General features: G+C 55.7%; 20 protein-coding genes. 16 read left to right on the top strand and 4 right to left on the bottom strand.

What is annotated here, in order from left to right; all coding sequences use genetic code 11:
- The first annotated feature begins 10 nt into the window (after positions 1–10).
- The 14 genes from OSO_RS0104125 (at position 11) to OSO_RS0104055 (ending at position 12,276) form a co-directional block, all read left to right on the top strand.
- On the top strand, positions 11–385 hold the full coding sequence (locus OSO_RS0104125; RefSeq protein ID WP_010582255.1) for a FliM/FliN family flagellar motor switch protein: 375 nt from the start codon (positions 11–13) through the stop codon (positions 383–385).
- A gap of 432 nt (positions 386–817) precedes the next feature.
- The gene (locus tag OSO_RS0104120; protein WP_010582254.1) at positions 818–1,426 is read left to right on the top strand and encodes a FliO/MopB family protein; all 609 of its coding nucleotides are present in this window, start codon (positions 818–820) and stop codon (positions 1,424–1,426) included.
- Between the two features lie 3 nt (positions 1,427–1,429).
- Positions 1,430–2,110 (top strand): flagellar type III secretion system pore protein FliP, encoded by a 681-nt coding sequence (gene fliP / locus OSO_RS0104115; RefSeq protein WP_010582253.1) that lies wholly within the window; start codon positions 1,430–1,432, stop codon positions 2,108–2,110.
- 76 nt (positions 2,111–2,186) lie between these two features.
- Positions 2,187–2,456, top strand: a complete 270-nt coding sequence (locus OSO_RS0104110) for a flagellar biosynthetic protein FliQ (RefSeq protein ID WP_010582252.1) — start codon at positions 2,187–2,189, stop codon at positions 2,454–2,456.
- A gap of 117 nt (positions 2,457–2,573) precedes the next feature.
- Positions 2,574–3,317 (top strand): flagellar biosynthetic protein FliR, encoded by a 744-nt coding sequence (locus tag OSO_RS0104105; protein ID WP_157605018.1) that lies wholly within the window; start codon positions 2,574–2,576, stop codon positions 3,315–3,317.
- 3 nt (positions 3,318–3,320) lie between these two features.
- On the top strand, positions 3,321–4,388 hold the full coding sequence (locus tag OSO_RS0104100) for an EscU/YscU/HrcU family type III secretion system export apparatus switch protein (RefSeq protein WP_010582250.1): 1,068 nt from the start codon (positions 3,321–3,323) through the stop codon (positions 4,386–4,388).
- A 21-nt stretch (positions 4,389–4,409) separates the two neighbouring features.
- Positions 4,410–6,527, top strand: coding sequence for a flagellar biosynthesis protein FlhA (locus OSO_RS0104095; protein WP_010582249.1), 2,118 nt, complete (start codon positions 4,410–4,412; stop codon positions 6,525–6,527).
- A 293-nt stretch (positions 6,528–6,820) separates the two neighbouring features.
- Positions 6,821–7,540, top strand: a complete 720-nt coding sequence (locus OSO_RS0104090) for a sigma-70 family RNA polymerase sigma factor (RefSeq protein ID WP_010582248.1) — start codon at positions 6,821–6,823, stop codon at positions 7,538–7,540.
- 1 nt (position 7,541) lies between these two features.
- Positions 7,542–7,805: a hypothetical protein gene (locus tag OSO_RS0104085; RefSeq protein ID WP_040591595.1), complete on the top strand. Its 264-nt coding sequence runs from the start codon at positions 7,542–7,544 to the stop codon at positions 7,803–7,805.
- A gap of 89 nt (positions 7,806–7,894) precedes the next feature.
- Positions 7,895–8,803, top strand: coding sequence for a hypothetical protein (locus OSO_RS0104075; protein ID WP_010582246.1), 909 nt, complete (start codon positions 7,895–7,897; stop codon positions 8,801–8,803).
- A gap of 3 nt (positions 8,804–8,806) precedes the next feature.
- Positions 8,807–9,616 (top strand): hypothetical protein, encoded by an 810-nt coding sequence (locus OSO_RS0104070; RefSeq protein ID WP_010582245.1) that lies wholly within the window; start codon positions 8,807–8,809, stop codon positions 9,614–9,616.
- A gap of 161 nt (positions 9,617–9,777) precedes the next feature.
- Entirely contained in the window at positions 9,778–10,557 is a 780-nt protein-coding gene (locus tag OSO_RS42065; protein ID WP_010582244.1) for a motility protein A, read from the top strand.
- Between the two features lie 57 nt (positions 10,558–10,614).
- Positions 10,615–11,391 carry an OmpA family protein gene (locus tag OSO_RS0104060; RefSeq protein WP_010582243.1) on the top strand — a complete coding sequence of 259 codons (777 nt, stop codon included), beginning with the start codon at positions 10,615–10,617 and terminating at the stop codon, positions 11,389–11,391.
- On the top strand, positions 11,392–12,276 hold the full coding sequence (locus OSO_RS0104055) for a CDC27 family protein (protein ID WP_010582242.1): 885 nt from the start codon (positions 11,392–11,394) through the stop codon (positions 12,274–12,276).
- A 170-nt stretch (positions 12,277–12,446) separates the two neighbouring features.
- Here the strand turns inward: OSO_RS0104055 and OSO_RS0104050 are convergent, their stop codons facing one another.
- Both OSO_RS0104050 and OSO_RS0104045 read right to left on the bottom strand, forming a co-directional pair.
- Complete coding sequence (locus OSO_RS0104050; RefSeq protein WP_010582241.1) at positions 12,447–13,430, bottom strand: quinone oxidoreductase family protein; 984 nt, start codon at positions 13,428–13,430, stop codon at positions 12,447–12,449.
- Between the two features lie 168 nt (positions 13,431–13,598).
- Entirely contained in the window at positions 13,599–14,930 is a 1,332-nt protein-coding gene (locus tag OSO_RS0104045) for a Gfo/Idh/MocA family protein (protein WP_029246619.1), read from the bottom strand.
- A gap of 167 nt (positions 14,931–15,097) precedes the next feature.
- Between OSO_RS0104045 and OSO_RS0104040 the strand changes: the two genes are divergently transcribed.
- Positions 15,098–15,907 (top strand): SDR family NAD(P)-dependent oxidoreductase, encoded by an 810-nt coding sequence (locus tag OSO_RS0104040; protein ID WP_010582239.1) that lies wholly within the window; start codon positions 15,098–15,100, stop codon positions 15,905–15,907.
- A 30-nt stretch (positions 15,908–15,937) separates the two neighbouring features.
- Here OSO_RS0104040 and OSO_RS0104035 read toward each other — a convergent pair whose 3' ends face one another.
- Both OSO_RS0104035 and secA read right to left on the bottom strand, forming a co-directional pair.
- Entirely contained in the window at positions 15,938–17,296 is a 1,359-nt protein-coding gene (locus OSO_RS0104035) for a 3-deoxy-D-manno-octulosonic acid transferase (RefSeq protein WP_010582238.1), read from the bottom strand.
- A 75-nt stretch (positions 17,297–17,371) separates the two neighbouring features.
- On the bottom strand, positions 17,372–21,001 hold the full coding sequence (secA, locus tag OSO_RS0104030) for a preprotein translocase subunit SecA (protein ID WP_010582237.1): 3,630 nt from the start codon (positions 20,999–21,001) through the stop codon (positions 17,372–17,374).
- Between the two features lie 549 nt (positions 21,002–21,550).
- Here secA and bioB point away from each other — a divergent pair.
- Positions 21,551–22,636 (top strand): biotin synthase BioB, encoded by a 1,086-nt coding sequence (bioB, locus tag OSO_RS0104015; RefSeq protein ID WP_010582234.1) that lies wholly within the window; start codon positions 21,551–21,553, stop codon positions 22,634–22,636.
- Positions 22,637–22,733 lie beyond the last annotated feature (97 nt).

The raw sequence follows: 22,733 nt of genomic DNA, 5'->3' as shown, positions 1-22,733 counted from the left end.
GAGGAATGCTATGACCGAATCACTTGATGCCGTACTGGAACAAGTCGAGCAAGAACTCAGTGCCTCGAATGTCAAACCAGCGACGACGTCCGATATCGCAGCGAAAGCTCCGACATTTACGAATCTCACACCAGCAAAACAGGCTTCGGTGAAGTCACTTGATCACCTGTATGCCGTGAAATTGGATGCCGAAGCCGTGCTGGGGCGAGCGGATTTGTCGGTGGAAGATATGTTGAATCTTGGTGTTGGGTCGGTCGTGGAACTCGATCGATTCGTTTCCGATCCTGTCGATTTGATTGTTCAGAACGTACGAGTTGCACGTGGCGAAGTTGTGGTCGTCAATGATCAGTTCGCCATTCGGATCACAGAAATCATCGGTGCTTGAATCGGTCAAATTGGCGAAATGCAATAAGACAAAAGACCTCATTCCTATCCCATCAAATTCACACGGCGAATTCTTATTCGCCGTGTGTGCCTATCTCACAACCTGATGAAATCACGGGGACTGGCTCGGCCCAGATTCAAAAACGCCATGGCATCGTGTCAGCCAAGGTGCCCGTCCCTCTGGAGTCATGAGGCAGCGAACGTCACATCAAAAAATGAACTGACAAGTTGATGAACTCGCCGCGATCAGGCCGACCAGCCTGCGGGCGATGCTCACGAACCTTTCAAGCCGAACCGGCTGTACCACGACCCACCAAGACAATCGTCACTGGTAGGGTTGTGACAATGTCATTACAAACCCATCCCGTCCAAAATCCTATCCGCAATACAATCGGCGTTTCACCTCGACGACAGCCAGGGAAGGCGGTGTCTCGTGTTTCGTTTTCCAACGGGAATTCGCATCGTTGTCATCGCGACCACGTTGGTCCTTTCGTGTTTTGAACAGATGTTCGCGGCTGACCCCAGTGTGGTACGGGCCTCGCGCCAGATTGCCCAATCCGATCCCCCGGTCGAAGAACTGCCAGACAGCAACGACGATCCGGCCGTCAACAAAGGCGACCTTGCGTCCTACTCGCCTAACTGGCCCGAACCTCCGAATACGGGGGCAATGCTTCTGCGACTTGGGATTGGGACGGTGATTGTCCTGGCCTTATGCGTTGGATCGCTGTGGTTTGGAAAGCCATGGCTCCAGCGGCTTCAAGTCGTCGGTGTGAATAGTTCTGCATTTCGCATTGAAGGCAGTGTGGCGCTCGGTCAGCGGGCAATGCTGCACCTTGTGCGCGTTGGTGACACGCAACTCGTAGCGGGCACAGATGCGACCGGTCTCAAATCCTTGATTGCCCTGCCTCTGTCGTTCAAAGATGTTCTGGGCGAGCAAGTTCCGGATGCGGAAATCCCTGCCGCGCCCGTAGTGCCGCCGGTTGCAGTCGCTGCAAGACCGTTCGACACGCGCGTTCTCTTCAGGCCCACTGGAAAGGAATGAGCGATGTCGAATGTCGAGACTGTTGCGGAACGGCTGGCCGAATCGGGCCTGCTGCAGAACTTGTCGCCACCACTGCAGATGGCGATTTTTCTGGGAAGCCTGGTCCTATTGCCCGCTGCATTGTCGTGTCTGACCTGCTTCACCCGAATTGCGATCGTGATGTCGTTCGTACGGCGCGGCCTGTCGACGCAGGAAATTCCGCCGAACACCGTGCTGATCGGTCTGTCATTGTTCCTGACGATTTTCATCATGGAACCGACGCTGACCAAGTTGAACGACAAATCGGTGCTGCCGTACCTGAATGGCGAGTTGACTGGGATTGAGGCCATTCGACGAGGGATCGAGATTCACAAGGGATTCATGCTGCGACAGACGCGAAAACATGATCTGGCATTGTTCGCGCATATGTCGAAAAGCGGACCAATCCAGACACCTCAAGACACCCCGATCAGTGTGTTGATTCCGGCGTTCATTATCAGCGAGCTAAAGACCGCATTCGTCATGGGATTCTGTATCTATATCCCCTTCTTGCTGGTCGACCTGGTTGTTTCCACGGTGTTGATGTCGATGGGCATGATGATGATGCCTCCGGTCATCATTTCAACGCCGTTCAAGATTCTGTTGTTCGTTCTGGCGGATGGCTGGCACCTGGTTTCATTGTCGCTCAGTCAAAGTTTTGGCTAGCAGGCGATTGACTCCACACGATGTTTTGGTCTCGCATGGATCGCTCAGAATTGCCCTGTGCCGCAAGGATTTCGCTATGACAGAACTTGATGCCGTGACACTTGGACGCGAATTTTTCTATCACGCTGTCCTCCTGACGACTCCTGCCCTGGTCGTCAGTCTGGTGATCGGTTTCATCATCAGTATTTTCCAGGCGGTGACCAACATTCAGGAGCAGACTCTCAGCTTTGCACCTCGAATTCTTGCATTGGCTGGGCTATTCGTGGTCACGATGCCCTGGCTGATGCAGATGTCAATTTATTTCACCGTTCAAATGTTTTCTCGCGCGGCTCAGGCAGGTCATTAGTTCGCAAGGCTCAATCAATTTCAACGTCCTCGCCCGATGGGTCTATCGGGACCCTATCCCCCGGCGATCGTTGAGAGATCTGAATCGACCATGGACGGCATTCTGACAATTTGGTTGATGAGTTTCGGGCTGATTCTGGCCCGCGTTTCATCGTTTCTCGCGACAATTCCGTACCTGGGTGGGAAGAACGTCCCACAGTTGGTTAAGGCCGGCACGGCACTCGCATTGACCTGTTTTTGGTTTTCCGAATCGGGCGCCATGTCCATCCGCGTCGCCGCTCAGATGGACGAACAGCCCTGGATGGCATTCGCCATGGCGACCGGACGTGAAGTGATTGTGGGGGCGGCGCTGGGTTATGTGTTCGGCCTGTTTCTTGTTCCATTTCGCATTGCTGGTGAATACATCGCTCAGGAAATGGGGCTGACGATGGGAACGATCACCGATCCGACGCGACCACAGCAAACGACCATTTTCGGTGAGATCTTCGAAATCTTCGGCGTCCTAATGTTCTTTACGCAGGACATTCACCATCTGTTTTTGGCGGCCCTGCATCGCTCGTTTGCTGACCAACCGATTGGCGGATCAATCCTCGCTCTTCCGATCACGGCACAACTGAGTTCATTGGCCTCGGCGACCGAATGGGGCCTGACACTGGCCGCGCCCGTCGCTTGTTGCCTGTTCATGACATCATTGATCCTGAGCCTGATGTCGCGCGTCGCGCCACAGATGAACCTGATGTCGTTCGGATACGCCATTCGATTGCTCGTCGGAATGCTCGCCGTTTTGGTTCTTTGGCCGGATCTGGCAACCAACATGAATGGTGTGATGCGTGGCTTTACGTCGCTGTTAATTGGACGGTGACAGATGGCTGAAAACGAAGATTTCGATAAGTCAGAACTTCCAACGCAGCGTCGCCGTGACGAGGCGCGCGCGGAAGGCCAGTTCGCGTATAGTCACGAGCTGATTAGTGGATTACTACTTTTCTCGGGGACGATGGGCCTCTCGTGGATCGGACTGACGCTTGTTCGCGGAATGTCAAATGATCTGTTCCTGCAAGTGGGGCGATTGCCGACGGATGTGACCATCGACAGTGTCCAGTCGATGGTTTCGTCGGTCTTTGGCAGCGGTCTGCAGCTCACCGGATGGCTGATCGGTGGACTGTTCATGGTTGGCCTTGCGGCGAATCTGGCGCAGGCCGGTTTGCACTTCAATTCCGAGTCGCTCGGGCCCAAATGGGATCGCATCAATCCTTTTCTGAATTGGCATAAGATCGTCTCGATGGACGGTTTGATCCGTGGTGGTTCTTCGTTACTAAAAATCATCATCATCGGTGCGGTGTCCTGGTGGGTTCTCAGTGACCGTGGTGGACAGATTTCGGCTCTTTCTGAAGGACGGCTGGGACGTTCCGTCTCCGTCGCCTGGACGCTGGCTCTTGAGTTGCTGATGGATATCTCGGCCATCCTGCTGGTTCTGGGCGGGGCGGACTATGGATATCAGTGGTTTCGTAATGAACGCCGGCTGCGCATGTCGCGCGAGCAGTTGAAGCAAGAACGAAAAGAAGATGACGGCGATCCGATGATTCTTGCAAAACGGCGTCAGCGTGCACGAGAAATTGCCAATCAGCGCCGAATGCTCGAAGACGTTCCAACGGCGTCGGTGGTCATCACGAATCCAACCCACTTGGCGATTGCGTTGCGTTACGAACGCGGAGTCGATTCGGCGCCAATCATCGTGGCCAAGGGACACGATCAGTTTGCATTTCAAATCGCGTCAAAGGCTCGGCGCCACGGTATTCCGGTCGTCGAACGCAAGCCAGTCGCACAAGCACTTTATAAGACGGTGAAAGTTGGGCAAGCAATTCCACAAGAACTGTTCGTAGCCGTCAGCGAGGTCCTCGCCTACGTCTACCGCCTGCGTGGAACAAAGGCTTAACATTTCGGAGGTGATCGAGTCATGGCAAGTCCCGCCCCATTGGGTATGAATCAACGCAGCGAACTGCTGTTTCCGCTTGCGGTGATGGCCGTATTGGTTGTGTTGATCGTCCCATTGCCGACGGGGCTGCTCGATGTTCTTCTGACACTCAACTTGAGCGTGACGATTCTGCTTTTGCTGGTGACTCTCGGTGTCGAACAGCCCCTGGAACTTTCCGTATTTCCGTCGGCACTGCTGCTTTTGACCCTTGGGCGTTTGTCGCTGAACGTGGCCACGACGCGGTTGATTCTGGGGCAGGGCGAAGCCGGGAAGATTGTCGAAACCTTCGGGAATTATGTAGTCGGCGGCAATCTTGTCGTGGGGCTCGTGGTTTTCCTGATTCTGGTCGTCATCCAGTTCGTGGTCATCACGAAAGGTGCGACGCGTATCTCAGAAGTGGGGGCGCGCTTCGTCCTGGACGCCATGCCTGGCAAGCAAATGGCCATCGATGCCGATCTGAATGCCGGTTCCATCAATGATGTTGAAGCGAAACGCCGTCGAGCCTTTCTGTTGCAGGAAGCACAGTTCTATGGGGCAATGGACGGGGCGAGTAAATTCGTTCGCGGCGATGCCGTAGCTGCGATGGTGATCACTGGAATCAACCTTGTCGGCGGTGTGATTATCGGACTGATGAACGGGATGCCGCTCGTACAGGCGCTCAAGGTCTATGCGGTTTTGACCGTCGGCGATGGTCTCGTGTCACAAATTCCCGCCCTGATCATTGCCACGGCGGCCGGTATCCTGGTGACGAAATCATCGAACGAACAAGGGCTGGGGACGGAAATCGGGTCGCAGTTCTTTTCCAAGAAGCAACCATTGCAGATCGGTGCAGGGCTGCTCGGCCTTTTGTCGCTGGCTCCCGGAATGCCCATGATTCCATTTCTGATCCTGGCCGGAGCGCTATGGTACGGTTCTCGACGCGTGAAGTCGCCGGCGGAAAACGAAGCGGAAGCAGCCGCCGATGTTCAACGCGGTACCGCCGCGGCGGTTCCGACACCAATGGAAGAACATTTGTCTGAGTTTTTGGAGACGGATCGCGCCTGTGTAGAGATCGGACGACATCTGATTCCGCTGGTAGATCCCAAACGCGATTTGGGACTACTGCAACGAATTGCGACCGTACGAAAAGATCTCGCCAAACGCTGTGGATTGTGGATTCCGTTGGTTCGAATCCGTGACAATGGGCAGCTTCGCGACGATGAATATCGCATCCTTGTCGGGGGACAAGAGGTGGGCCGGGGCTCAATTCAGATCGGGCAAGTCCTGGCGATTCACCCCGAAGGCGCACCAATTCCGCTGAATGGGCGTGAGGCCAAAGATCCGACGTTTGGTCTTCCCGCAAAATGGATCGCGGAAATCGATCGAACGCAGGCGGAAATTCGTGGATGTACGGTGGTTGATGCGCCGGGGGTCTTGGTGACGCATCTCCGCGAAGCGCTGAAACGCCACGCGGGTGACCTGCTCAGTCGCGAGGATCTCTCGAAACTCATTGCCAAGGCCCGTGAAACGTCATCGGCGGTTGTTGATGAGCTAATTCCCAACATGCTGTCCATGGGAGCGGTGCATCGCGTGTTGTCGCTGCTCTTGCAAGAACGCGTCCCGATTACCAATTTGACTCGAATCCTGGAAAGTCTGGCTCACCATGCACCGACGGTGAAGGATCCCGAAGAATTGGCCGAACGGGCTCGAAGTTATCTGGCTCGGGCAATCTGTGAGCCCTTCATTGATCCGCAGAATCGCATACATGCGCTCATTTTTGAGCCTGCACTGGAACTTGAGCTTCGTCGCAGCCAGCAAGACAAGAAGATGGCGATTCCTCCCGATGCCTTTGAGGCATTGATTGTCAGGCTCGCTAAGGCACTACGGACTGCGGGGCAGAAAGGTGTCGAGGTGGCGCTGTTGGTGGACTCACAGTTGCGTCGACCGCTCAAGAATTTGTTGTTGCGCGGTTTGCCGGATCTGACCGTGGTGGCCTTCACCGACGTGCCGAACGATGTCCTGCTCGAGGCAGAGTACATCATTAAGCGAGATGAGGTCTACAAGCCCCGTGTTCCGGGAGATGCTGTTGTCGAGGCGGCAAATGGCGCGAGAGCGGCATGAGAGCCGCAGAAATTGCCGCTGATCGATTGCCTTGGCGGCGGAACTGTTGATCTGTTCGCTGTCCACCGCGTTCAACCGCTCCATCATCTTGACAAAAATAAGGTGATCGGCCAAAACCCCCCGCTCCCCTCACCCACATCTCAAAACGTCACACTCCGGCCGCGATCTTGATCGCGACGGTTCAACTCCTGCATCACCACCATCGAAGTTTTTGACCGGACGCCAACGCGTCCGCCCGCAGTTCATTCCCCATCGTCCTCGTTCCGTTGAATGACAAGAATGGTCGGGCCCGTATGTCAGTCAGTATCAGCCAGAATTTGAAGGAATATTCTCGTACGGCAGAGCAGACGACTCGTGATGCCCTAGTCATGAATCATCTTTGGCTCGTTCGCCATCTCACGGGAAAGGTCACCGCGCGCCTACCGATGGGTGTCGACATCGAGAATTTGGAATCGGCTGGCATGCTTGGTCTGGTGGAAGCGGCACGGCGCTATGACGCCTCACGCGGGGTCGACTTCAAGTCCTTTGCCGCGCTACGCATTCGCGGAGCAATCTACGACGAAGCGCGTCGCAATTGCCCATTGCCTCAGGAAGTGATGCAGCGGGTCATGCTGGTCTCGAAGGCTCAGGAGCAACTGACCGCACCAATTTCGGTCGACGACCTGGTGGCGGAAACCGGACTGGCCAAGGACGAAGTCATTGATGCTCTGCTGGCGATGCCTTTGATTCGCGTGCAATCGCTGGATCAGGTTCTCGACGACCCGACTCGAAACTCTGATACCGCGCCTGATGCGTCGGCCGAGTTTGCAGAGCAGAAACGCCTGCTGGCGGATGCCATCGCAGCGCTCCCGGAACGCGAACGGCTGGTGGTGACGCTGTACTACATGGAAGATCTGCGTCTCAAGGAAATTGGTGAAGTGCTGAAGCTTTCTGAATCGCGAGTGTCTCGGCTACTCGCGGCAGCGCAGCTCCAGTTGCGGTCGTATGTCGGAACGAACAGGAAGGATGCGTGACATGAGTGAACGAATCACCCGAGCGTTCGTCCGTGACATCGTGCAATCGGCGGTGGTACCTGGAAATCGTGTTGTCCGATCGACAGAGCTGGCACACGTGGGCGGCCGCCATGCTTCGCATAACGAGACCGCATCGATCGAGCTTGTGAAAGAAAATGACATTGTGCGAGCGATCGATGTGACCTGCGCGTGCGGTCAAAAGATGCGAATCTGGTGTTCCTATGAAAATCCGAGTGAGATTCACTCGACAGCTGAGACCCCGTAAGCGTTGCCGGTCGCAACGAAACTCGGCGTCGGATGTATCACAATCGGTGAGAATGCATCCTACGGAATGCAGATGGAAATGGAGGTCGAATGATGAATTCGCAAGTGATAAGGCGAGGCCTCGTGCCTGTCATCGCCGCTGCGCTCATCATGGCTGACGCGTCGATCTTGCGTGGACAACGTGACGCGGACGAAATGAGTTTTCAGCCGCCAGTCAAAGCTGCGGTCGGAAATTCGATCGGTTCAGAACGCACGAACAATCGCCCTGGCACCTCTCGCGACACGACAGTCGCCGATTTGCCCGCTGCAGGACGAGCGGTTGTCGGCAAACGAACCTATAACCTGCCCGGGCGATCGCTGCCCTTGCAGCCGCAAAACTCGGACTACAAGAAGAACACTTCAAACACGCAAGCGCCCTACTCTGCCAGGTCGTCCGTCGTGACGGCCGGAGTCAAAAATTCTGCGGCGACGGGCTCAGAGATTCGGCAGGCATCGCATCAAGATCCTTACTCGGGGCTGACACCAGATGGCATGGATCGGACGCTGGTACCGCCACGTCCGCGACAAAGCCGTATCCTTCCCCCTCAGGTCGTCGTCACGCATGGAGATCAAACCAGGCCTTCACCTGTTCGTGGTTCCATCGTGGGCTTGAACGGCGAAACGGCAATGGAACGCCTGCTGCAGATGATTGAAGTGGTTCGCGAGTTGGAAGACGAGAACGGCACACTACGTCAACAGAATGCGGCTCTTCAGGCGCGCAACAAGGAGATGCAGGACCAGCTTGCCACCGGCGTGCGCGAGATTCAGGGAGCGCGGAAGGAGCTGACACAGTCGCTCAGCGATCTCAATCGATTGCGAGCCGATATTCAGATGCTGCGGGAAAAGGTTCGCACTACCGAAAATGATCACAAAGCGGTCCTGCAGTCGATGGGACCGCTCTTGCAGCAGTTGCTGGAAGCGGATGACATCACGTCGCTCCCCCCGAATCCGACGGAGTGAGCCATGAAGTCACGTGCGATGATTTTCACCCTGATGTTTTGCCTGATTCTGGGATGCAGTCTGACAAAGCCGAAGTCCAAGCAGGCGCGGCATTCGGGGCTGCGCAAGGGATCAGTTCAGGAAGTGAAAAACTTCGTCGCACCATTTCAGCAGTATATCGCCACGAATTTTGACTGGCCTTCCGTTCGGCGTGTGGTCCTGATGCCGCTGGCCAACCAGACGGCGTACACGCGAATCCACGAACAGATGCACGCGAATCTGGCTGCTGAGCTACAACGTGCAGGTCGGTTCGAAATCGTGGCGGCCACTCGTGAAGACGAAACACTGCGTGCCCTGGACGTCTTCCTGAGCGGTCAATTCAATGAAATCGAATTGCTGCGCATCGCACGCGAATATCAAGCGGATGCGGTCATCTTTGCAAATATCACACAGTATCATCCGTACTCGCCGCCCAGCGTTGGACTTTCGCTATTGATGATCAGTCCTGCCGAGGGAGTTGTCGTTGCGTCCCTGACTGGCCTGTGGGACATGCGCGAAAAGAATACGGCAGAGCAGGCAGAAATCGAATTTGCGCAGCACCAGGAGTTCTCCCGCAGCCTGCGCGGCCCGGAACGAGTGCTGGAATCGCCGGATGTGTTTCAGCGATTTGTCAGTCGACAGATTGCCGTCGCGTTAGATCCGCCCGCGGCCAATGGCACGATTCCTCCCGGTACCCAGACTGTGCCGTTCGAACCAGTTGTACCGATTGACCCGAACTTCTCTGGGGGGATGGCGCCGCCTCCGGTTCCTCCCGCGACAATGGACATGCGCTGAACTTTACAAAATTACGTTGTGCCGTTTCGTACGGCCGGTTCCGATTCACAATCTTGTCAGTACCGATCTGATTCAGACTTCTCACCGCAAGGGCCCTTGAATTCGTTCGACTATCAGACGGGCTACGCCGTGTCGATTCGATTTGAGGCGAAAGAACTGTTATGGACATCGCGTCGATTTTGGGGCTGATTATCGCTTTCGGCATTATCGGCGGCGCCGCGTACCATCAGACCCACGGCAATCTCATGGCGTTTTACAGCACGGAAGGGGTGCTGCTGGTGATTGTCGGTGCCATTTGCGCGACCATGATCAGTCTGCCGATGAGCAATTTCCTGGGCATCTTTGGCGTCATGAAGAAGTGCTTTCTTTACAAGGAAACGCCCCTGGGTGTCGCCATTTTGAAGCTCGTTGAATTCGCCGCAGTAGCTCGTAAGGACGGTCTACTGGCACTCGAAGGCCGCATGGCGGAAGTGGATGAACCGTTCCTGGCGAAGGGACTGCGAATGGTGATCGACGGTCAGGATCACCATGACGTTGAATCGACATTGCGGCTGGAACTGTTCGCGTTGGGTGAACGTCATTCGATCGGCAAAAAGGCCTTCGCGATGATGGGAAACTATGCCCCTGCTTATGGCCTGATGGCGACGATCATCGGTCAGGTCGTGATGTTCCAAAGCATGGGGGGCGACATTTCCGCGATCGGTGCCGGTTTGTCTGTGGCGTTGCTGGGGACGCTGTATGGTTCACTGTTCGCCAACATCGTCTGCTGTCCGTTTGCGGACAAACTGGGGATTCGTGCCGGCCAGGAAATGCAGCTCAAAGAGCTCTATCTGCAAGGGATCATGGGAATCGCTGCCGGGGATTCACCCACGGCATTGAAGCAGCGCCTGCTCAGCTTTCTCGACGGTCGTACAGCCATCAAAGTGGAAGAAACGAAGTAAGACTTTCGCTCGAATTAGGGCGTTCTACGGTTCTCAGTTCTTCGACAAGGTTGGCAAATGTCTGGTCCACATAAGAAAGGCGGGCACGAAGAAGGCGGCGGCCACGCCCCGGCGTGGATCGTTAGCTTCGCGGACATGGTCATTCTGCTAATGAGCTTCTTCGTGCTTTTGTTGTGTCAGGGCTCGCAAAAGACAACGACAGACGAAGAATTGCTCCGAATTCTGGCATCGGTCAAAGTCGGATTCGGTTATCGCCCCAAGCCGAACTCGAAAGATCCGATCGACATGGCCGTGCTGCAGATGCTGTCGCAGCAACAAAAAAAGGCATCGAATCCCGCGGGGCAACGCTGGCGGTCAGCCGCAGTGAAAGGTCAAACCGCAAAAGAGAAGAACAACTGGTCCAAAGCTCAAGCCGGCGTGTGGCGGCCGATTCGGTTTGCTCGAAATTCCGCAATGCTTTCCTCAAGTTCGAATGACAATCTCGAACAAATTGCCGAAGTCGTGCGCGATCACTTTCGCAGTATTGTGATCCAGGGCCACTGTTCGGAGGAAGAAGCGGCCGGTGATCCCGAGGACGGTCATGAACTGTCATTTCGCCGCGCGATCGCCGTCCGAAACGCCTTGCGCGATAAGTTTGGAGTCGCCGCGAAGCGGATGAGGATTGTGTCGTGCAGCTCGCACGAACCCCTCAAAGAACTGAAATCGCCCGATCGGCAGGTGGCACTGGTTACGATCGGTGAATACTTCCTGATGTCGGAGGGAGACGCGATCGACGAGGATCCGATTCCTGGACCGGCGGAAGACAAGAAACCCTCAAGTCACGGTGGACATTAAATGAGAATTCATGGATGGATTTTCGCAGCCCTTTGCGGCGTGACGCACAGTGTCTGGGCGCAGGACAATTTTCCGCCACCATCGGACAATTTTCTTCCTCCGTCGCCCACCCGGGCCGATTCGAAGGATGATGAACCACAGCAATTGCCCGGCGCCGCGGTTTCGAGCGATGCCGCGGTGAATCTGGAAGCCGAGTTTCGGCAGCTCAGGAACCAGCTTCGCGAATTTCAACTGATGCGCGAAGAACTGACTCGCGCGACCAAGTTAACGGAATTGGAAGCGGACAAGGTTTCGTCGAAGCAGCGCCAGGACTTGCTCGACATGTTGACGAAGCTGACCAGAGTGAGCGTTGCCCGCAAGGCCGCCGCGGCGGCTGCGGCGATCGGTTCGTCGCGTAGGGCCGATGTCGAAACTGAATTTGATACGCCTTCACAAGCCGTGATTGCGCCGCACGACAGCGAGCCGAGTCTGCCACCTGAGCCGCCGCCAGTTCCTGGGGAAACGGAAGAATCGTCCAGTCTGGCGACAAGTGTTGATGCGGCTGATGCGTTTTCACTTGGCAAGGTCTTGTTTCGCACCGGGGATTTTATCGGAGCCGAGCGAGCCTTTCGAAAAGCGTCGGTCTCGCCCGAAAATGAGATGACGCTGAAGTATCTCCTCGCAACGTGCCTGCGCCGACAGTCACGCTGGAAACCCGCACTTGAGGCCTATAAGGTCGTGGCGGAATCCAATCAAGACCCGGTGCTGCGCGACTTGGCGAAATGGCAACTGGACAATATTCGGTGGCAGCAGCAAAGCGAGTCGCAACTGGAGCAGATGCGGAAGACTCGCGAGAACCCGACCGCGCCACGCGGAAAGCGATCGAGCGGAAAATCATCCCAATAGCGCCCGGGATTCGAGATTTCGTTTCGTAAATTCGTCTGGACATCAAGGGTGTCGGGCCGTGTGTTGCAACTCACGGCCCGACATGTCTCGTGCATGCACTGCACGTTGCTCGACGAGTTGACCCACTCGCGCCGAGTTCATCGCCGTGCCAATTCAGGCTTGAAGCTTCACTAGTTTGAGACTTGAACGACAACCTTACCGAACACGTTGCCGCGCAGTTTTTCAAACGCATCCGAGGATTTCTCGAGCGGGAAATGTGCGTCGACGATGGGACGGATTTCCGCGGTCGTCATGAGTTCGACGATCTGTGTCCAGGCGGCCTGTGATTTCGCCGGCACATCATCGGTGACGAGCACCCCATGAATCGACGCTCGCTTGAACATGAGTGCGGGAATGGAAATGTTGCTTTCCACGCCGGCCAGAACACCAACCACACTGATCCGTCCGTGAACGCCGAGTAGATGCAATGACGTCGCCAGAATGGGACCTCCGACAGTCTCGACGACAACGTCGACTCCTTTTGCCTTAACCGCGTCGAAGATCTTGTCTTTGAGGTGGTCCGTTTCCGGTGAGAAGACGTGATGCGCACCCGCCGTTCGTAGTCGATTCTGCTTCTCGGTGGACCGGGACAATGCGACCACGGTCGCACCGTAGGCACGGGCCAACTGAACGGAGGCGAGACCGACGCCTCCAGAAGCCCCCGTGACAACGACCGTCTGTCCTGGTTGCAAACCGCCGACATCAACGAGTGCCTTCCAGGCCGTTTGATAAACGAGCGGCGCTGCAGCGGCCTCAAGGTCACTCCATCCCGTGGGCTTGCGGGCCAGATTTTCGGCGGCAATCCACTGCTCCTCGCACAATGTTCCGTGTTCCAAGTCCGTCGTCGTTGATTGGAGTGCGATGACCGCATCGCCTGGCTTCCATTGTCCACCGGCGTCCCCTTTCAGGACCACACCGCAGGCATCGCGGCCGACGATAAAGGGTGGCTTGGGACCACCCGGGTAGCGTCCTTCAATCTGAAAATTGTCGGCAGGATTCAAGCCCACTGCGGTCACTTTGACCAGCACTTGATTGGGTTGTCCGAGTCTCGATTCGACGTTCGAGATGGAAGTATTGGGCCAGCCACCAGGGGCCGTTGTGAGTAGCGCACGCATCGTGACTCCTATCGAGATGGACTCGTTGAACGCAGGGTACGGATCGGACGTATCGGGATTGGACCGTGAATTGTGATGATCACCAAATTACTTGTTGAAGTGCAACAAGGCCCGATCTTGTGACGGATCGAGCCTTGCAATTTCCTGGCGTCATCGACATGCCTTTGATTACAACTCGAATCCCTTGCGGTAGACGCGAGTAATGTATTGGTTGGCTGCTTCATCGTTGGTGATCTTCATGTTGTCACCATCCCACATGATTTTCTTGCCAGCTCGCAACGCGACATTGCCCAACAAGACCGTTTCCGTCAAGCGCCCGGCGTAGTTGAAGTTCGACATGGCCATTTCAGGCTTGTTCTGCTTGATGGCATTCGCGAACTCTGTGAAGTGGCCCGGCGATACGATGTATTCAGGTTTGACTCGGTCGTTAAAGCTGTCCTTCGGAAGGATGACGAATTCCGCGTGGTAGTCATTCTTCGAATAAATTCGGCCTTTGTCACCGATGACCAGTGATCCGCTGGCACCGATGGTTTCCCCCATCAACAATGACTCGTCGGGGCGAATTCCGCCATCATACCAGGTCAGTGTACAGGGGCTGAACTTGCCGCGAGGACCGAATCCAAACTTGATGACCGAGCTTTTCGGATACGATTCGACACGCGCTTCACCGGTCCATTCTGTGTCAGGCGTTGCCTCGACGCTGATGGGGTCGAACAGCTCAAGCGCTTTGACCGCCATATTCATCGTGTGGCAGGCCATTTCACCGAGAGCACCCGTGCCAAAATCGAGCCATCCTCGCCAGGCGAAGGGGGCATAGGCCGGATTGTAAGGGCGCTCTTTTGCAGGGCCGAGGAACAGGTCCCAGTGAATGTGCGGCGGGCAGGGCACTTCTGTCTTGGGGCGTCCAACACCTTGAGCCCAGATGGGACGATTGGTCCAGACGTGGATCTCTTTTACGTCGCCAATTTCGCCACGACGGATGACTTCGACCGCTTCCCGAAGGCCGCTGATTGACGTTCCCTGATTTCCCATCTGGGTACAGAGCTTCTTTTCCGCGGCGAGCAGCCGCATCATTCTTGCTTCTGCGACAGTGTATGTGAGGGGTTCTTGGCAGAAGCAGTGCTTCCCCATCTTCATGGCGCGGATGGCCGCGGGAGCGTGTGTATGATCGGGCGTACTGACCGTGACGGCATCAATCTGGCCACCGATTTCGTCGAGCATCTTGCGATAATCGACGAACGTCTTCGCCTGTGGGAATCGCAACGCCGCCTTCTCGAGTCGCTCTTCGTCGATATCGCAAAGCGCCACGATGTGCCCGTGACGACCTGCTTCGTCGCGATCGCTTGACCCGCGTCCCTCGACGCCAATGCAGGCGAAACGAATTTCTTCATTCGCGGAACGTTCTTGCGACCATACTTGATCTGATGAACCAACCCAGTACGCCGCAGCGAGCACCGATGAATGCTGCAGGAACTTACGACGAGAAGATTTCGTGTTCATCAGTTGTTCGCTCATTGAATCAGGCATCGAGACTTGGGTTGACTGAGCGTGACTCGGTTGGTCCCAGTATCCAACCCATGATAATCTGGCACTATTTGGATCGACAGTCTTCAGGCGGGAAAACGCCGACTCCAATTGGAATTCCATCAACACAAGGTAAGTCCCATATGGATCTGTTTTTGAGCGGACAGAATGCGGTCGTGACTGGTGGGGCGAGCGGGATCGGACTTGCTTGTGCCACGGCGCTGGCCAGCGAGGGATGCCACGTGGCGCTTTGGGATCTGTCGCCGTCGACGGCCGATGTCGCCGCATCGTTGGGGCAGAAGGCGGGCGTCAAAACGGAGGGTCTGATCGTTGATGTCAGTCAACCGGCAACGATCGAGGTGGCCCGCCTTCAAACCGAGGAGCTTCTCGGGCCGGTAACGATCGTTGTACATTCGGCGGCGATTTCTTCGGGACGGTTTGGTTTTCCATTCACAAACGTGCCCGCCAGTCTTTGGGACCGAGTACTCGATGTCAACATTCTGGGAATGGTACACATCGCTCATGCATTCGCCCCGCAGATGGTCGAGCGGCGGAGTGGCTCGTTCGTGTTCGTGGCATCGGTGGCAGGTCAGATTGGTTCTCAAACCGATCCCCCTTATAGCGCCAGCAAGGCGGCGAATATTAATTTTGCACAGTGCATGGCCAAGGACTTGGCCCCACACGGAGTGCGCGTGAATACCGTCTGCCCGGGTATGGTGCAGACACCCTTGAATCAGTCTGTCTGGCGGGCCTGGAATGACCAGCAACCGCCCGAGCTTCGTCGAACCTATGAAGACTGGGCCAACGAAAAAGTGAAGAATGTCATTCCTTTAAAGCGTTGGCAAAAGCCTGAAGACATTGCGAATCTCGTGACATTTCTAGCATCCGAACGAGCCTCGGAAATGACAGGGCAAACAATCAATGTCGATGGTGGTTTCGTGATGCACTGGTAGCCGATCGAACGGCAAGGGTGATGTAAACAGTCATCCTCGCGTGGTTCGCGACAACGTCTTGTCGATCAAGTCGAGCGTGCGCTGGACCGCGCCCTGTTGTGACTGCACAAACGATTGCGCGGCCTGACCGAGTTGATTCGCTTCGACCGGGCGCCCCAACAATTCGCGAATTGTCTCACGAAGTCCATTCGCGTCATGAACGACGCGTGCGGCGTTCCGTGAAACGAGAGCTTCCGTGATGTCCTTGAAGTTCCAGGTGTTGGGACCGAGTACCAGTGCGGCGCCGTACCCGGCTGGCTCGATCATGTTCTGACCGCCTCGGTTTGTCAGTGTCCCTCCGACGAACGCGATCTCTGCCAGCCCCCAACAGGCGGCGAGATCACCCAGGGTATCCAACAAGAGGACGGGGGGGATTCTGCCTGCCGACATACCCTCCGCTGGTTCTGCCGTCTGGGTTTGATCGTTAACGTTGGAGCCGGGCTCGGAGCTAAGGCGACTGCGACGAATCAGCGGATAGCCGCGGTCGAGAACAAGCGCCGCCACTTCGTTGAACCGTTCCTTATGTCGCGGAACGAGGATCAATCTCAGATTCGGAAACTCGGCTCGTAGTGCCGCCCACGCCGCCAATGCGTAAGATTCCTCGGGATCTTGCGTGCTTCCTGCAACCAGGACTTGTTCCGTGTCCGCAAGCTGAAAGCCGCGTCGCAGTTCTGCAGTTTTAGGATTCGACCGATCAGTCTCCACCCGGTCGAACTTGATGTTCCCCGTGACGATGACGCGCTCGGTTGGGGCGCCCAGACGACGGAGTCGATCAGCATACGTTTCATTCTGAACGGCGAGAACGTCGAAGCAGACCAGGATTTGCTGCATCAGCCATTTGATTCGCGAATAGCCACGAAAGCTTTTCTCGCCGATACGGCCGTTAATCAGCACGAGCGGGATGTGTCGTCGATGCGCTGCGAAGACAAAGTTCGGCCACAGCTCCAGTTCTACCAGCACAATCGCATCGGGGCGAATCGCGTTCAACGCGGCACTTACGGCCCAGGTGAAATCGAGAGGAAAATACGAGACCGTGTGATTGGGATACTTCGATTTGGCGACTTCGAAACCCGTATCCGTCGTGACCGTGATGAACAATTCCGCCGACGGAAATCGTTGGCGGGCATCTTCGATTATGCGTTGTAACTGGACGACTTCACCGACGCTGACGGCATGAAACCACAGGCACGGCCGATCGGGATGCTGACGGCGCAATTGCCCCGTCAGCTTTTCCTTCCAGCCGTGACGGTACTTTCCTTGGGCCAGCCGACGATAGACCAGCACCGGTGCGACCGCCGTCAGGATCAGGACGTAAATGCCATTCAATAGCCAACCAAATACAAAGGGCATCCGATTCCCCTGCGCTGGATAAGCATCAACGTTGGGCGCGTGCAGTGAGCGAGCGGCCCACCGACGCACGACGTCTTAGTTGGCGCCACAGCACTTCTTGTACTTCTTGCCGCTTCCACAAGGACATGGGTCGTTTCGCCCCACCCGATGCCCGAAATTGCGAATCGGTTCCACGGCCTGTTCGCGCGGTGTATGGGCTTCCCCACCTTGTTGTCCGAGTGCGGGGTGATCATCGGGAATGTCATCCACAGGTGACTCGTGAACCTGTGAAGTGATCTGCCAGCGGTTGGATGTTGGCTCGGGAATTTCGACCGCGATTCGGAAGATCGTTCCGGTGATCTGCGTCGCAATCCGATCCCACATCTGTTCGAACGCTCGCATCCCTTCACGTCGGTATTCGACTTTAGGATCTTTCTGAGCGTATCCCACCAGGCCAATCCCCGACTTCAATTGATCCATGAAGTACAGGTGATCTTTCCAGGCGGTGTCGAGCGTTTCGAGCGAAACGCTGCGTTCTCCCGAATGGATTTCGTAGCGATACTTTCGTTCGTACAGGCTCCGAATCTGTCGCTCGAGCGTTTCACGGTCGGTGCCGATCAGTGCGTCTGGAACGAGTTCGATTCCAAATTCCTGACGGGCCCAGTCGGCCAGTTCACGCGTAGCGGTGACATTGGAAATTCGTTCGGCTGCTGCCGCACCGTTGCGGGCCTGGCTGTCGTGATGCGAGGTACCGCATGCCGCATCCAGAAGTTCGCTCAATCGCTTCGCGGCTTGATCACCACGAGCGAAGAATTCAGAACTGGTATCTACCAGCAGTTGGGTAATGTCGGCTTTCGATTTTGGTTCGATTTCTTCCAGTGTGAAAGTTGTTCCAAACCGTCGATTGGCCCAATCGACCAGACCTTCACGATTGTATCGTGCGAGACCATTGTGCTCGGTCATGAAGTGCGACAGGCCCACCGACACCGGCAGTTCGATTTCTTTTCGGTGATAGAGCTCTTCGATCTCTTTCTTGATGAGCTTTGCGGCGTCTTCCGGAGAAAGTGCCGCAAACTGTTCGGGCCTCATTTCGATGCCATACTGCTGATGCAGCCACTGGCAGAGCGATTGTCGTCCCCAGCTTTCGTCGAGGAACGCTTCGACGGCGCTGAAGTCGAAGCGATTGATCGTTTCGAGTGCCCTTTGATACAGGTATTCGTGAAGCTTGCCAGAGTCGAGCGAATCCGGATCGCCGTCAACTGTAAAAGCTTCTTTCTTCAATTCGCGTTCATTCGTGTTCAACCCGTAATTCGAGTTGGCCCATTTCGACAACGCTTGCCAGTTCTGCTCGCGTGCATCTGCGTCTGCGGGAATGTTGTCTTCGATCTGCTCTCGAATCGTTTCGTATGCCTGGCGATCCGCGCGGTCTTTGAGGAACGACACAAGTTGATCGGCTTGCATGTCGCGAACTTCGCGGGGCTTCAGTTCCATGCCGCATTGCTGTCGGACCCAGGCGACGACGGTTTCCCAGCGATAGGTCGAACGTGTGAAGTAGTCGCACTTCGACAGCAGTTGCTTGTCGATCATTTCGAGGATCAGATTGCGGCAGTTCGCGCCTTCCAGAATCGATTGCCGGTACGAATAGACGCGTTTGCGTTGTTCGTCCATCACTTCGTCGTATTCGAGCAGGTGCTTGCGCTGTTCAAAGAAGCGTTCTTCGACCTTTTTCTGTGAACTTTCAATCTGACGCGTGACCAGCGGACTTTCGATTCGTTCGCCTTCCTGCATGCCCAACCGTGCGAGCCAATCCTTCACGAATTCGCCACCGAATTTTCGCATCAGGTCGTCTTCGAGCGAAATGAAGAAGCGACTGGACCCGTTGTCCCCTTGGCGACCGGCGCGACCGCGAAGCTGAAGGTCGATGCGGCGTGAATCGTGACGTTCGGTTCCGATCACGTGCAACCCGCCCAGCTCGGCGACACGGCGACCTTCTTCTTCCATTCCCTCGCGTTTGGCGATTTGCTTCGTCAAGTCATTCCAAACCGATTTTGGAACGTCGAGACGGGTTGGATAGAGCGGACGGTCGTCTTCATTCTTCATCTGCTTGAGTTCGTCCCAAGCGAGATACTCCGGATTTCCGCCCAGGATGATGTCGGTACCACGACCGGCCATGTTGGTGGCGATCGTCACGACGTTCTGGCGTCCTGCCTGTGCGATGGTTTCTGCTTCGCGTTCGGCATATTCGGGCTTTGCGTTGAGCAGCTTATGTTTCACGCCATTTTTCGTGAGCTTATGGCTGAGCTTTTCCGAATTCTCGATTGAGACGGTTCCCAAGAGTACGGGGCGTCCGGTCTGGTGAACTTCTTTGATCTCTTCGACGACCGCATCCCACTTTTCGCGTTCCGTCCGATAAACGGCATCGGGATAGTTGACCCGTTTCATCGGTCGGTTGGTGGGAACGGTGATCACGTCCAGGTTGTAAATCTTGACGAACTCGGCCGCTTCCGTCATGGCGGTACCGGTCATCCCGGACAGCTTCTTGTAGAGCTTGAAGAAGTTCTGCAGAGTGATGGTTGCCAGCGTCTGCGTTTCTTCCTTGATCTTGACGCCTTCCTTCGCTTCGACGGCTTGATGCAGTCCGTCGCTCCACTGACGTCCTTCCATCATGCGGCCGGTGTGTTCATCGATGATGATGATTTCGTCGCCGCGGACGATGTAGTTGACGTCGCGCTTGTAGAGATGATGGGCACGCAGTGCGTTGTCGATCAGGTGCGGCCATTCCATGTTGCCAGCGGTATAGAAGCTTTCAACGCCGGCCAGCTCTTCGGCATGGCGGACACCGGCCTCCGTCAAGTGGCAGGTGTGTTCTTTCTCTTTCACTTCAAAGTGGACATCGCGCTGCAGTTGGCGAGCGATTTTTTCCGCTTTGGGATATTTGGAAATATCGTCGTGAGCCCGTCCCGAAATGATCAACGGCGTACGGGCTTCATCGATCAGGATGTTGTCAATTTCGTCAATAATGGCGTAGGTCAGTTTGCCTTGGACCTGTTCCTGCGCATACATCTTCATGTTGTCGCGCAGGTAATCGAAGCCGAACTCGTTGTTCGTGCCGTAGGTGATGTCACACGCGTAGGCGGTGCGGCGTTCGAAGGTGTCCATGTTCGACTGAATGGCACCGATGGTCAGGCCGAGACCCATGTGCAGCGGGCCCATCCATTCCATATCGCGTTGCGCGAGATAGTCGTTGACGGTCACGACATGGACAGAACCTGCGACCGCGTTGAGAAATGCGGGCAGCGATGAAACGAGCGTCTTGCCTTCACCCGTCATCATTTCGGCGATCATCCCTTTGTGCAGGATGTAACCGCCGACCATCTGGACGTCGTAGTGTCGCATCTTCAAGTAGCGTTTGCCTGCTTCGCGAACGGCGGCGAACGCTTCTGGCAACAGCATGTCGAGTGTTTCGCCGTCGGCCAGGCGTCGGCGCATCTTCGATGCGGTTTCTCGCAGTTCGCCGTCGCTCAGCAATTCCAGTGACGGTTCGAGCTGATTGATCCGGTCCAGAACCGAGCCGGGAAGAATCGAGGCATTTCCGTTCTTGTCTCGGGAATATCCGATGTTGCGAACACGACGGTCGTTCGACGATCCAAAAATGTTGGTGATGAACCGTTCGGCTCCCCCCAGAACTACGTTGAATGCATCGCCGACTTTATCCAGGATTTCCATGATTCATCCGTTAATTTTACGAGCCGAGCATCCCTGCAATGTTCACAATCAGCGGTGTTTATTGCTCGCCAGCGGCCACAATCCATGGACGCCTGCGAACAAACGGCGGATTTCCACGCCATCGATTCCAGCGTTTTCCTGCCACCTTGACAGTGACCAGCGGTTTGTGGACGGTGCCAAACGGCATGCTTATTTGCCAAAACCGCTTTTCGCTTGCGGAAGTGACGACGTAAGTTGCCTGAGCAACGTAGTTTATTGGCATGCCAAAAACCGGTCAATGCCGTCCCGCGGGGACAGATTGGCTGGAACGGCGATTTGAGACGCAAGCAGCATGCCATCCCCCTCTGGATTGCAAGCTTTGCCAAGCCGAAAATGGGCATCCTGCGCGGACAGATCCTCTCGACAAAAATGTGGGGGCAAAAGCCCCAACCTGACGAATTCGTCCAGTGAAAGGCCGAGCACTGTCGCACTCGCCCCTCGGGAAGCTAGAATCGCGACTCTTGGTGGCGAACAAATATTGACGCAACTTGATTCGAAGGACGGCTGTTGATGGGCACGCTGGCGACTGATTGTTGGAACGATTTGGCAACTCGAGTTCTAGCGGGCCATGAATTGACCGTCGACGAAGGTCTTCAGATCCTTCAGTCTGACGATGACGAACTGCTGGATTTGCTTGCGGCAACATATCGCGTGCGTCGCCAACACTTTGGAAAGCGCGTTCATCTGTATTTTCTGAAGAATGCCAAAAGCGGGCTGTGTCCTGAAGACTGTGGATACTGTTCGCAATCGATCGTATCTGAAGCCGAGATTCCACGTTATGCCCTGTTGAACGAAGCCAAGTTGATGGAGGGGGCCGAGCGTGCCGTCGCTTCACAAGCGCGAACCTACTGCATTGTGACCTCGGGCCGCGGTCCGACCGATCGTGAAGTCGGACACATCGCCAGCACAGTGACAAAAATCAAAGACAAATACGGACTGCACATCTGCTGCTGTTTGGGGTTACTGAAGCCGGAGCAGGCCGAACAACTGAAGGCGGCTGGCGTCGATCGAATCAACCATAACCTGAATACCAGCCGCGGTTTTCACGACAAAATCTGTTCAACGCACACCTACGAAGATCGGCTGCAAACGCTGAAGGCCGTGCGAAACGCGGGAATGGAGTTGTGCAGTGGTTTGATCGTTGGAATGGGTGAATCGGATCGCGATCTGGTCGATGTGGCGTTTGAACTCAGAACGCTGGGCGTGCATTCAACACCTGTCAATTTCTTGCATTCGATCGACGGAACCCCGCTCGAGCGAAAATGGGACCTGAATCCACGATACTGTCTCAAGACGTTGTGCCTGTTCCGGCTGGCCAACCCAGCTGTGGAGCTTCGCGTGTCGGGTGGACGTGAAGTGAATTTGCGTTCTATGCAGGCAATGAGCCTTTATGCTGCCAATTCGATGTTCGTCAGCGACTATTTGACGACGAAGGGGCAGGCTGCGGAAGACGATTTCAAAATGGTGGCCGATCTGGGTTTCGAAATTGTCATTGGTGACCACGAAGCGTATCAGGCCTGGAAGGCGACCCAACCGAGCACGACGGAATCGGGAAGCTCGGCTGAGCCAGTCCAACCGGTGACTTGCCACGGATAGATAAGATTTCAGTGTGATCGCTGGACTCCAACGCAAGATTGTCGAGGGCCGTCAACCGACGGCCGACCTTGCGAAATGGTGGCGGGGCGGTGACACT

The sequence above is a fragment of the Schlesneria paludicola DSM 18645 genome (genome assembly GCF_000255655.1).
Lineage (GTDB): Bacteria > Planctomycetota > Planctomycetia > Planctomycetales > Planctomycetaceae > Schlesneria > Schlesneria paludicola.
This window is presented reverse-complemented; position numbering and strand designations above follow the sequence as displayed.